At 76.8% G+C, this 11,999-nt stretch carries 8 protein-coding genes and 1 riboswitch; of the genes, 6 read left to right on the forward strand and 2 right to left on the reverse strand.

Annotated features, from left to right (window positions below):
• Both LPA54_RS28970 and LPA54_RS28975 read left to right on the forward strand, forming a co-directional pair.
• Nucleotides 1-834, forward strand: an 834-nt coding sequence (locus tag LPA54_RS28970; RefSeq protein WP_228983245.1) for an NPCBM/NEW2 domain-containing protein, incomplete at its 5' end; no start/stop codon positions are given.
• Nucleotides 835-1,174: 340 nt separating this feature from the next.
• A complete protein-coding gene (locus tag LPA54_RS28975; RefSeq protein ID WP_228983248.1) occupies nucleotides 1,175-1,729 on the forward strand; it encodes a hypothetical protein in 555 nt (184 codons plus the stop codon).
• A gap of 134 nt (nucleotides 1,730-1,863) precedes the next feature.
• Here the strand turns inward: LPA54_RS28975 and LPA54_RS28980 are convergent, their stop codons facing one another.
• On the reverse strand, nucleotides 1,864-4,005 hold the full coding sequence (locus tag LPA54_RS28980; protein WP_228983250.1) for an asparagine synthase-related protein: 2,142 nt from the start codon (nucleotides 4,003-4,005) through the stop codon (nucleotides 1,864-1,866).
• Nucleotides 4,006-4,814: 809 nt separating this feature from the next.
• Between LPA54_RS28980 and LPA54_RS28985 the strand changes: the two genes are divergently transcribed.
• From LPA54_RS28985 to LPA54_RS29000, 4 genes are all read left to right on the forward strand, one after another.
• On the forward strand, nucleotides 4,815-6,497 hold the full coding sequence (locus LPA54_RS28985; RefSeq protein ID WP_228983255.1) for a sporulation protein: 1,683 nt from the start codon (nucleotides 4,815-4,817) through the stop codon (nucleotides 6,495-6,497).
• Between the two features lie 136 nt (nucleotides 6,498-6,633).
• The gene (gene lhgO / locus LPA54_RS28990; protein ID WP_228983367.1) at nucleotides 6,634-7,824 is read left to right on the forward strand and encodes an L-2-hydroxyglutarate oxidase; all 1,191 of its coding nucleotides are present in this window, start codon (nucleotides 6,634-6,636) and stop codon (nucleotides 7,822-7,824) included.
• A gap of 241 nt (nucleotides 7,825-8,065) precedes the next feature.
• On the forward strand, nucleotides 8,066-8,803 hold the full coding sequence (trmB, locus tag LPA54_RS28995; RefSeq protein ID WP_228983369.1) for a tRNA (guanosine(46)-N7)-methyltransferase TrmB: 738 nt from the start codon (nucleotides 8,066-8,068) through the stop codon (nucleotides 8,801-8,803).
• Nucleotides 8,804-8,940: 137 nt separating this feature from the next.
• Nucleotides 8,941-10,293, forward strand: coding sequence for a PrsW family intramembrane metalloprotease (locus LPA54_RS29000; protein ID WP_228983258.1), 1,353 nt, complete (start codon nucleotides 8,941-8,943; stop codon nucleotides 10,291-10,293).
• Between the two features lie 330 nt (nucleotides 10,294-10,623).
• On the opposite strand, the gene LPA54_RS29005 is transcribed toward LPA54_RS29000, so the two are convergent.
• Nucleotides 10,624-11,754, reverse strand: coding sequence for a M23 family metallopeptidase (locus tag LPA54_RS29005; RefSeq protein WP_228983260.1), 1,131 nt, complete (start codon nucleotides 11,752-11,754; stop codon nucleotides 10,624-10,626).
• Between the two features lie 11 nt (nucleotides 11,755-11,765).
• A riboswitch (cyclic di-AMP (ydaO/yuaA leader) is annotated at nucleotides 11,766-11,902 on the reverse strand.
• Between the last annotated feature and the right edge of the window lie 97 nt (nucleotides 11,903-11,999).

Genomic DNA, 11,999 nt, shown 5'->3' on the forward strand with positions numbered 1-11,999 from the left:
AGCCCCGCCAAGGCGGGGGCCGCCGCGACGCTGGCCGTCGCCGCCACGGCGGGGCTCGTGTGGGCGCTGTCCGGTGACCCCCGGCCCGTACCCGCGCCCGACGCGCGTCCACCGGTGGCCCAGCCGGTCGTACCCCGGCCCACCCTCGCGCCGCCCGTGTCCTCACCGCGGCCCGAGCCGCCGCCCTCCCCCCGGCCCGCGGCCCCGCCCCGTCCGGCGCCCGCCGCGACGCCGCCGCCCGCCCCGACCGTCGCGCCCGAGGTGGTGCCGTCCCCGGCGCCCACCCGCAGCGCGCCCCGGCCCGCCCCCACCCGGACGCCGAGCCCGACCGAGGCGCCACCGCCCCCTGCCGCCTCTCCCACACCCCCGCCCGTGCCGCCGCCCGCGCCCGCCACCTACCGGGTGGGCCGGCTCGCGTTCGACGTACTCGGCGACCACACCGGGCCCGAACTGCGGCTGGGCCGCTCCAGCTGGGTGTGGCAGCGCGGCGGCATGTCCGTCGGCGGCACCCCGTACGGGCAGGGCATCACGGTGCACCCCAGTTCCTCGGTGGTGGTCGACCTGAACCGGCGGTGCTCCACCTACACGGCGTTCGTCGGCGTCGACGACATGACGAGGGGCGTCGGGTCGGTGCGGTTCTCCGTCTACGCGGACGGCGTGCGGCTCTGGCGCTCCCCCGTGGTCGACGGCGGTGACCCGGCGGTGCCGGTACGCGTCGACATCTCCGGCCGCAGGACGATCCGGCTCGTCACCGAACCGGGCGCCGGGCCGCTCGGGGCGGTCGGGCTCGCCGACTGGGCGGACGCCGGCATCACCTGCGCGGGCGGTCGCTGACGGAAGCCCGCCCTGAGCCCGGGGGCGGTCCGGTGGCTGCGGCCCTCCGGCCCTGCGGCCCTCCGGTCCTGCAAGTCCTGGGCCCGGGAGGGCTGCGGGCTCCGGGCGCGGGGCGGAGCTCCGGTGTTGGACGCGGGGCAAGGCTGCGGTGACGGGCGCCGGGCAAGGCTGCGGTGATGGGTGGGCTGCGGCGTCGGGGGACGGTGGGCGGGAGCCGTGGGTGGGCCGTGCCGGGTTCGGGGGGGGCGGCCCCCGGGCGCTGGGGACGGCGGGGGAGGCATGCTGTGCTCGACGGTACGACCAGCCGTCAGACCACCACCGTGAGCACCAGGGGGACCCCATGGAACACGACATCCCAGCCGACCCGGCCGCCCCAGCCGTCCGTGTGAAGGTCGTCGAGGACGATCTGTTCGGGCCCGTCACCGTCTCGTTGGACCTCGGCGCGGGGGTGGTCGTCGTGCACGGTGACGCCGTTCCGCGCGTCGAGCTCCGCCGGGACCCGGCCGTGTCCGACATCGACGACCACGTTCCCGTCGGTACGCGCGACGGTGCTGCGCTCAGCCTCGTCATCGACGGTTCCGAGCTGCCCGTCCGCCCCGGCAAGGGCCGGTTGACCAGGCGTTCGTTCCGGGTGGACGTGCCGTACGGGGAGGTCGTCTACCGGCTGGTGCCCGACTCGCTGGCGGGCAGTCGGCTGTTGCGCGGCGAGGAGCGGATCGGCGCGTTCACCTCCGACGGTGACGGCGTCGTCCTCGTCGAGTGGCGGGACGGGGTCGGTGTGCGGGCCGTCGAGGTGGGGCTCGGGTACGCCCTGGCGGCGGCGTTCGGCACCGGCGCGGGGCCGATGTGGCTGCTGGCCCTGGAAGCGCTCGGGGACCTGATCACTCCGGGCTGAGCCGCGGGCGGCCTCCGCGCCGGCCGCCGGCCCGCGCCACCGCCGGCCCCGTGCGGGACGGCGCGGCTCGGAGCCGTACCGCATGGGTGTGGCTGTGGCGTGCCGGGGGTGTGGGGCCGGGCCCCCGGCGGTGGTCAGGAGCGCAGGGTGGGGCGGGACGGTACGCCCGCGGCGACCGCGCGGCGGCGGGGGGCGGCGGTGCCGGTCCAGCAGGTGCCGCGGCGGGCGAGGAGGCGGTGGAGCCACAGTTCGGTGGAGACCAGGTCGGCGATGCCGTCGAGGGGCACCGGTTCGCCGTCGGCGGCGGCGCGGAGGGCGGTGCGCACGACGCGTGCCTCGATGAGTCCGGCGTCGGCGAGCAGCGGGGCGTCGAAGAGGGCGAGGAGTTGGGGGAGGGCGACGCGGAGGCCGGCGCGTACGGCGGTCTGGGAGGGGGCTTGGGTGGGGGCGCCCCAGCCGGGGGGCAGGTCGTGGATGCCGGTGCCGGCGAGGACGGCGCGCAGGATGTCGGCGCGGGCGCCGGGGCGTACGCGGAGGGATTCGGGGAGGTCGCGGCAGGCGCGGACGACCTGGTTGTCGAAGAACGGGGCGTGGAGGCGCTGGCTGCGGATCTCGGCGGCCTGTTCGAGGACGCGGTGGTCGGCGGCGTGGCGGGCGAGGGCGGCGCGGGCGCGGGCTTCGCCGGGGCGTTGGACGGAGGTGGGGCGGGTGGCCGCCTGGTGGAGGCGAACCGATACTTCGGCGAGGGCTTCGCCGGTGAGCCAGCGGGCGGCCGGGCCGGGGCGGGTCCAGGCGAGGGCGGCGAGGGAGGCGTCGAGGGGCCCGTCGGGGGTGCCGTTGCCGGTGGCGAGGGCGCGGTTGGCTTCGAGGAGGCGGCCGGCGGCGGCTTCGAGTCCTGCCCGGTAGGGGGTGCGGGCGAGTCTGCGGGCGGCCCGGTAGACGGTGATGGGGACGAGGAGGGAGCCGGCGGTGGGGCCGGTGGCGCGGGCGAGGGCGGTGACGGGGCGCAGCAGGTGGCGGCGTCTGCGGTCCATGAGGAGGTCGGCGAGGCGGGCCGGGTGGGCGTCGAGGACCTGGCGGGCGCCGTGGCCGGTGAGGTGGTCGGCGCTGCCCGCGGCGAGGCGGCGGCGGTGGCGGGCGGCGGTGACCAGGGCGGGGCCTGGTTCGTCGGTGAGGGGGACGTCGAGGTCGGCGTAGGGGAGGGCTTCGTCTTCGTCGGCGGCGACGACGACGTGGTGGAGGCGGGGGTTCTCGGCGAGGGCGTGGGCGCGTTCGAGTTCGGCGGTGTGGCCGGGTTCGCGGGCGCCGGCGGTGAGGTCGTTGAAGGTGACGGCGAGGAGGCGTTCGCCGGCGCCGGTGCCGCCGTGGCCGGTGATGGTGCCGGGTACGCCGGGGAGGCCGGCGGCGAGGAGGGCGAGGGTGCTGGAGGCGCTGCCGCCGGAGAGGTCGGCGCCGATGCCGGGGGCGGGCGCGTGGCCGCGGGCGGCGCGGCGGTCGGCGGGGCCCATGCCGGGGACGGGTCCGGGGTCGGGCGGCGGGGTGGCGGGGGCGTGGCGGGGGGCGGTGAGGCGGGCGCGGACGGCTTCGACGAGGGCGTCTCGTACGGCTTCGACGGCGCGGTCCGGGTCGAGTTGGGGGGCGGCGACGGCGAGGGAGGCGACGGGTTCGTAGCCGGTGATCTCGCGGGAGCCTTCGCGCAGGACGAGGGCGTGGCCGGGGGGGACGCGTCTGACGCCGGCGTAGGGGGTGGAGTCGCGGAGCGCTTCGGTGGTTTCGGGGCAGGCGAGGAGCGCGGCGAGGTGGCCGATGTCGAGTTGGGCCTCGATGAGGTCGGCGAGGGGGAGGGCGGCGGTGGCGTAGGCGGTGCCGTTGGCCCAGGGGGTGTGGAAGACGGGGCGGGCGCCGGCGAGGTCGGCGGCGACGGTGATGCGCCGGCCGGTCTGGACGACGGCGGTGTAGCTGCCGGGCCAGGCGGTGAGGTGGCGCAGGGCGCCGCCGCGGGCGGCGAAGAGGCCGACGCGGAGTTCCTCGTCGGTGGCGGCGCAGCAGCCGAGGACGGCGAGGCGGGTGTCGGGGGCGACGCTGACGACGCGGATCTCGTCGGGGCGCCAGTCGCCGACGGCCCAGAGGGGGTCGGGGTCGCCCCAGAGGAGGTGGCCGCCGACGGGTTGCATGGTGGGGGCGTCGTCGGAGGCGGTGCCGGCTCCGACCGCGCCCACGGCGCCGGCCGTGCCGAAGTTCGCGGCGATACTGCTCCACCCCACCAGCCAGCGCATCGCCGCCTCCACAGCCTGTGGACATCTTCAGCCACTCGGGTCCGCTCGTCGTGGGCCGCTGGGGCGGCTGGTGCGACGAGGGGTGCCGATGGAGACATGCTGCCACGACAACAGGCGCACAGGAGGTCGTCCGGGCGGCGCGTACGCAAACGGGAACGCGCCCCTGGCAATTGATGGGGCGGTGCGGTCGCGTCGGCGCGGGAGCGTCAACTCCCTTTGCGAGGGGTCGGATTGATCAAGTCCGGGCCGGTAGGGGAGGGTTCGACCGGGCGGAGGATGGGCATCATTCAGCCAATCTCCGTGCCCACCGGAGCCCGTGTGCGGCGTCGGCTCGGGTCCGGTTCCGGTCCGGTACGGCCCCGGTCCGGGTGCGGCGCGGGCCGCGTCCGGGCCCCGTCCGGGTCCGGTGCGGGCCCCGTTCCGCTCCGGTCGCGCCGGGGTGGCCCGGTCCCTCGGGGTGGTCCGGTCCGGGGGGCGCTGCTCGCCCTCCGGACCGGTCCGCCGCCCGCGGGGAATGAGGCGACGGTGTCCCCCAGCCCGCTGGTTCCCGCCCAGCGGGCCGACCCACGCAGCACCATGGAAGCGCTCCCCCGGCGGGACGGGGCAGAGCGCACGGACGGGCGCACGGCCACACGGCGGGGGCACGGCAGCGGGTGTGCGGGCGCACGCCGACGTCCCGTACGCACCACAATCCCGCCATAGGGAACACCGCCTCTTAACGGTGGGGATGCGGCGAACTACGCTGGGTTTACGAATGCCGCGCGCCTATGCCTGGCAGCGCGGCGGCCGTCTGGGTCGAGGGGTGGCGCATGTCCAGGGAGCTACGCGGACCGAACGAGAAGCTCGGCACCGTTCTCGCCCTCGCCGGCATCAGTAACGCCGGCCTGGCCCGGCGCGTCAACGACCTGGGCGCGCAGCGCGGTCTGACCCTGCGCTACGACAAGACGTCGGTGGCCCGGTGGGTGTCGAAGGGCATGATCCCGCAGGGTGCCGCGCCGCACCTGATCGCCGCCGCGATCGGCCAGAAGCTGGGCCGCCCGGTGCCGCTGCACGAGATCGGCCTGGCGGACGCGGATCCGGCGCCGGAGGTGGGGTTGGCGTTCCCGCGGGACGTGGGCGAGGCGGTGCGGTCGGCGACGGAGTTGTACCGGCTGGACCTGGCCGGTCGCCGGGCGGGCGGGGGCGGCATCTGGCAGTCGCTGGCGGGTTCCTTCGCGGTCAGCGCGTACGCCGTGCCCGCGTCGCGGTGGCTGATCGCCCCGGCCGACCCGTCGGTGGAGCGGCACGTCCCGCGCACGGAAGGGCAGGCTCCGCAGTCCGGCAGGGGCGCGTCCGCGGCCCGGCCCGCGCCCCGCCCGCCCGGAGCGCCCGGCGGAGCCGGGACCGCGGCGGCCTCCGGTACCACCGGCACCGCGGCGGCCGCTACCGCGGGTGCCCCGGGAGCCCCGGGAGCCGGGGACGACACGGACACCGGCACCCGGACCGGCACCGGCGCCGCCCCCGTTCCCGGCACCGGCGTCCGGCCGGTCGCGTCCGTCACCGTGGTCGAGGAGCTGCCGCCGGACGGCGGCCACGCGCGCGTGGGCCACAGCGACGTGGCGAAGCTCCGGGAGGCGGCCGAGGACGCCCGCCGCTGGGACTCCAAGTACGGCGGCGGGGACTGGCGGTCCTCGATGGTGCCCGAGTGCCTGCGCGTCGACGCGGCGCCGCTGCTGCTGGGCTCGTACTCGGACGAGGTCGGGCGGGCCCTGTTCGGGGCGACCGCCGAGCTGACCCGGCTGGCCGGCTGGATGGCCTTCGACACCGGTCAGCAGGAGGCCGCGCAGCGCTACTACATCCAGGCGCTGCGCCTGGCGCGGGCCGCCGCCGACGTGCCCCTCGGCGGGTACGTCCTGGCGTCGATGTCGTTGCAGGCCACCTACCGGGGCTTCGCCGACGAGGGCGTCGACCTGGCGCAGGCGGCCCTGGAGCGCAACCGGGGACTGGCCACGGCCCGCACGATGTCGTTCTTCCGGCTGGTGGAGGCGCGCGCCCACGCCAAGGCCGGGGACGCGGCGGCGGCCGGGGCGGCGCTGAAGGCTGCCGAGGGGTGGCTGGAGCGGTCCCGGGAGGGCGACGCGGACCCGTCGTGGCTCGGCTTCTACTCGTACGACCGGTTCGCCGCCGACGCCGCCGAGTGCTACCGCGACCTGAAGGCCCCGCGACAGGTGCGGCGCTTCACCGAGCAGGCGCTGTCGCGGCCGACGGAGGAGTACGTGCGCTCCCACGGCCTGCGGCTGGTGGTGAGCGCGGTCGCCGAGCTGGAGTCGGGGAACCTCGACGCGGCGTGCGCGGCGGGCACGCGCGCGGTGGAGGTCGCCGGGCGGATCTCGTCGGCGCGGACCACCGAGTACGTGCGCGACCTGCTGCACCGCCTGGAGCCGTACGGCGACGAGCCGCGCGTCGCGGAGCTGCGCGAGCGCGCCCGGCCCCTGCTGACGACCCCGGCGTAGGGCGGCGGGGACCGGGCCGCACCACCTGGCGTGATCCATCTCCCACCGCCGCGCGGACCTGGTTTAACGGCGTTGTCAGCGGGCCAGTGCACTATCGGGGTGGGAGGTGGCACAGGTGTCCGGGTTCGGCAGCGGCATGTTCGACTGCGACATCCTGGTGATCGGCGGCGGGATCATCGGGTTGTCGACGGCGTACGCGCTCTCGCGGGCCGCTCCCGGGACCCGGGTGGTCGTCCTGGAGAAGGAGGCGGGCCCCGCCCGCCACCAGACGGGCCGCAACAGCGGCGTCATCCACAGCGGGATCTACTACCGCCCCGGTTCACTCAAGGCGCGGTACGCGGTGCGCGGCGCGGCCGAGATGGTGAAGTTCTGCGCCGAGTACGGGCTGCCGCACGAGGTGACCGGGAAGCTGATCGTCGCCACCGACCGCTCCGAGCTGCCCCGGCTGCACGCGCTCGTCCAGCGCGGCCGGGAGAACGGCATCCCCGTGCGCGAGCTGGGGCCGGCGCAGATCAGCGAGTTCGAGCCGCAGGTGAGGGGCATCGCCGCGATCCACGTCGGCACCACGGGCGTCTGCGACTACGGGGCGGTGGCGGCGCAGCTCGCGGAGGCGTCCGGCGCGGAGCTGCGGTACGGGGCGCGGGTCACCGCCGTCGACCGCCGCCCCTGGGGGGTGGCGGTGCGGACGGCGGACGGCGGCGTGGTGCGGGCCCGGGCGCTGGTGAACTGCGCGGGGCTGCACTGCGACGCGGTGGCGCGGCTCGCGGGGGACGAGCCGGGCGTGCGGATCGTGCCGTTCCGCGGCGAGTACTACGAGCTGGCCCGGCCCGACCTCGTGCGGGGCCTGGTCTATCCGGTGCCGGACCCGGCGTTCCCGTTCCTGGGCGTGCACCTGACGCGCGGCGTCGACGGCGGCGTCCACCTCGGACCGAACGCCGTGCCCGCGGCGGCCCGCGAGGGCTACCGCCGGCGGCAGGTGGACCCGCGGGACCTGGCCGGGACGCTCGCCTGGCCCGGCACGTGGCGGATCGCCCGGCGGCACTGGCGGTACGGGGCGGGGGAGCTGCACAGGTCCCTGTCGAAGCGGGCGTTCACGGAAGCGGTGCGGCGGCTGCTGCCCGCCGTGGAGGCCGCGGACCTGCGTCCCGCGCCGGCGGGGGTGCGGGCCCAGGCGGTGCTGCGGGACGGCACGCTCGTCGACGACTTCCTCATCCGGCGCGGCCCGCGCACCGTCCACGTGCTGAACGCGCCGTCGCCCGCGGCGACGGCGTCCCTGCCGATCGGGCGGGAGGTCGCCCGGCAGGCGCTGGCCCTGGTCGACGGGTAGGGGCGGCGGGGGCGGGCGCCGACGGGCGGCCACCGACGGGTGGGGGCGGCGGCGGGGGGTGGCGGCCCGGTCCTTCGACGGGTGGGTAGGGGCGCCCGGTCCTTCGACGGGTGGGAGGGAGGACGGCGGGGTTCGTAGAATCGAAAGCACTGTGTCCGAGAAGACCGCGTCGAGCACGCCCCCCGCGCCCCCCGCCCCCGAGACCCCGCAGGTGCCCGCGCCGGCCCACCGCGGCAGCCGTATGTTCGCCGACGGCACCGGCCCCGCCCCCGATCCGGCCGGGTCGCACTTCGAGCGGCGCATCCGCAGCTTCCAGCCCCGCCGCAGCCGCGTCACCACCGGTCAGGCCGACGCGCTGCGCCGCCTGTGGCCCGCCTGGGGCCTGGACATCGACGGGCAGCGCGTCCTGGACCTGGACGAGCTGTTCGGCGGACTGCCCGTGGTGCTGGAGATCGGCTTCGGCATGGGTGAGGCGACCGCCCGGATGGCCGCCGCCGACCCGTCGACCGGGATTCTCGCCGTGGACGTCCACACCCCCGGCCAGGGCAACCTCCTCGGCCTCGCCGAGCGCGAGGGGCTCACGAACGTCCGCGTCGCCAACGGCGACGCGATCATCCTGCTGCGGGAGATGCTGCCGCCCGCCGCGCTCGCCGGCGTCCGCGTGTACTTCCCGGACCCGTGGCCGAAGAAGCGCCACCACAAGCGGCGGCTGATCCAGCCGGAGTTCCTGAGCCTCCTCGCGCCCCGTATGGCGCCCGGTGCGGTGCTGCACTGCGCGACGGACTGGGAGCCGTACGCGGAGCAGATGCTGGAGGTGCTGACCGCGCACCCCGACTTCGAGAACACCGTTCCCGGCGGCGGGTACGCGCCCCGGCCCGACTTCCGGCCGCTGACCCGGTTCGAGGGGCAGGGCCTGGACAAGGGCCACGTCGTGCACGACCTCCTCTTCGCCCGCGTCCCGGCCGCCGACCCGGCGTGACCGGTCCCGGCCGCCGACCCGGCGTACCACTCGCCCCGCGTGCCCCCTCGCCCCGCGTGACCGCCCGCACCGCGTGACCGCCCGGCCGTCCCCAAGGCGGTCGCGGAGTGTCGGCGTGGCCGTCTAGGGTCGGCCGGGTGTCACAGTCGCCCGCGCACCGTCCCGCACCGCCGCACTCCCGGCCGGCCGGCCCCGCCCAGCCGGCCATCCCGGCGTACCACCCACGGCCGTCCTTCGACGCCGTGCCGGAGCGGTCGCGCTGGCGGTACAAGCCGCGCCGGGCGTTCTGGCGCAGCAGGGCGGTGCGCGCCTCCGCCGTGATCCTGGTGCTCGCCCTGTGCGCGCTGGTGATCCTGGCCCTGGTGCGGGAGCAGACGGGCACGGCGGGCTTCCTGGTCGGTCTCGGGCTGGCGCTGCTGCCCGTACCGCTGCTGATGGCGGCGTTCCGCTGGCTGGACCGGGTGGAGCCGGGCCCGTGGAAGAACCTGCTGTTCTCGTTCGCCTGGGGGGCGTTCGCCGCGGCGCTCGTGGCGATCGTCGCCAACACCTTCGCGACCCGGTGGATAGCCACCGCGACCGCCGACCCGACATCGGCCGACACGCTCGGCGCGACCGTCGTCGCCCCCGTCGTCGAGGAGTCCGCCAAGGCCGCCGCGATCCTGCTGGTCTTCCTCTTCCGCAGACGGGACTTCACGGGGCTGGTCGACGGCGTGGTGATCGCCGGGTTCACGGCGACCGGCTTCGCCTTCACCGAGAACATCCTGTACCTGGGCAGTGCCTTCGGGGAGGACCAGGAGTTCGGCGCCTCCGGCATCGGGTCGGTGACGGCGGCGACGTTCTTCGTCCGGGTGGTGATGTCGCCGTTCGCGCACCCGTTGTTCACGGTGCTGACCGGCATCGGTTTCGGCATCGCCGCGATGACGGCCCGCCGCCGCAGGGTGGTGCGGGTGGTGCTGCCGGTGCTGGGCCTGCTGCTGGCGATGGGGGTGCACGCGCTGTGGAACGGGTCGACGACGTTCGGCCCCTGGGGCTTCGTCGCCGTGTACGGGGCGTTCATGCTGCCCGCGCTGGGGCTGCTGACGTGGCTGGCGGTGTGGACGCGCCAGCGGGAGCTGCGGACCATAGCCGCCGAGCTGCCGGCGTACGCGTCGGCCGGTTGGCTCACGGCGGACGAGCCGCTCGCGCTGTCGTCGATGCGGGCACGCTCCCTGGCGCGGGACTACGCGTCACGCGCGTTCGGCCCCGCGGCGGCCCGGTCGGTGGGCGAGTACGAGGCGTTCGCGACGACGCTGGCGTTCCTGCGCCACCGGGCGCGGCGGGGTGCGGCGGACCGGGACTTCACGGCCCGGGAGCAGGAGCTGCTGCACCACATGTGGCAGCGGAAGGCGACGGCCGCCCCGGCCCTGACGTTCGCGGCCCGCGCGACCGGCCGGGTGTGGACTCCGCCGCCGCACCGCGACTACGCGGGGTACAACCCGTACCGGTACTGAGCGCCGAGCACGAGCACCGACCGGCGCGGGCGCGGACGGCCGGCCGCGCCGGGCGGGGCGGGGCGGGGCGGGGACGGACCGGCAGCCCTGGCGTCGGGGGGTGTGCCGCCAAGGCTGCCGGGGTCGATGGGCCGCCGACCGGGCGGTGCGCACGCCGGCCGCCCCGTACCGGACGCCCCGTACCGGACGGCCGTACCACCGGGTGGCCGGGCACCGGACGGACCGTCGTCCGTGCGGCCCGGCCGGGCGCCGGACGGACCGTCCGTACGGCCGGGTGGGCCGGGGGTCTGAGGGACCGCCCGTACGGCCTGCCGGCCGGGCGACCGGGTGTCAGACGGTGAGGCCCTTCCCGCGGAGCCACGCCAGCGGGTCGATGCCGCCGCCGGAGGGGGTGTGGACCTCCAGGTGGAGGTGCGGGCCGGTGACGTTGCCCGTGGCGCCGACCCGGCCGATGGTCTCGCCGGTGCCGACGCTCTGCCCGGCGCTGACGGTCATCGACGAGAGGTGGCAGTACCAGACCTCCGTGCCGTCCGCGAGCTCCAGCACGACCCGGTAGCCGTAGGCGCCGGACCAGCCGGCCGACTTCACGGTGCCGCTGTGGACGGCGTTGGCCGGGGTGCCCGTGGGGGCGGCGAGGTCGAGGCCCGTGTGGTAGCCGGAGGACCACATGGAGCCGGCCTGGCCGTACGTGGACGTGATCGTGTACGAGGAGGTCGGCAGGGCGTAGCTCGCGGCGAGCTTGGCCAGGCGCGCGGTCTCCGCCTTCGCGGCGGCCTCCGCCTTCGCCGCGGCCTCGGCGCGCTCGCGCTTCTCCTGCTCGGCCTTCGCCTCGGCCTGGGCGGTGGCCTGCTGGGCGGTGGCCTCGGCGGCGGCCTTCTCGGCGGCCGCCCTCTCCGCGGCGGACCGGGCTTCGGCGTCGGCGGCGGCCTGCTGCTGCTCGGCCTGCTGGAGGATGCGGGCGCGCAGTGCCTCGCCCGCGTCGGTGGCGCCCTGTGCCTCCTGGCCGCCGGGCGCGGCCGACGACAGCGTGGCGAGGGGGGCGAGGTCGGCGGCGGTGACGTCCTGCGCGGCGGCGGTCGCGCCGCCGGCGTCGGCGTCCGTGGTGTCGCCGGCGAGCAGGGCACCCACGCCGGGCAGGGAGGAGGCGTCCGGGAGGTCGACGTCCGGGAGGGATATCGCGACCCGGGGCTTGTCCTGCGCGGTGGCCATGCCGCCCGCGCCGACGGCGGCGATGACGCCGACGCCGAGGACGGTGGAGCTGCGGGCGAGGCCGCCGCGCTGCTTGACGACGCGGTGGCGGCCGCGGACCGGGCGGACGGAGTCCTCGGTGGGGTTCCACTCGACGTCGGCCGCGGGGGCGGCGGTGCCGGCGCCGGTGCCGGTGAAGCCCGGTCCGGCCGGTCGGCCGGTGGTGTCGTACGCACCGAAGGGGGCTTCGGGGGCAGGCCTGTTGGACGCCACGGGGGCGCTCTCCTTTCCTTCCTTCTCGCCTACCGGGTTAGCTGACGGGTTCGGAGCAGGAAGGTCTCCTACGGGCCGGAATGCAGCCCGATTCACCCCAGGTGTGGTGGGTCCCCGGTTCCCTCGCGGGATTCGGCGCATGCGCACGGTGCCGCCTCTGCGACGGCTGGTACGGCCGCGCTGCGTTATCGAACGTTAATAGACGCACCGGTCGTATTCCAAGCTGTTCCCGGGTATTCGTGAGG

Source organism: Streptomyces sp. DH12, assembly GCF_020873895.1.
In the GTDB taxonomy this organism is placed as follows: Bacteria; Actinomycetota; Actinomycetes; order Streptomycetales; family Streptomycetaceae; genus Streptomyces.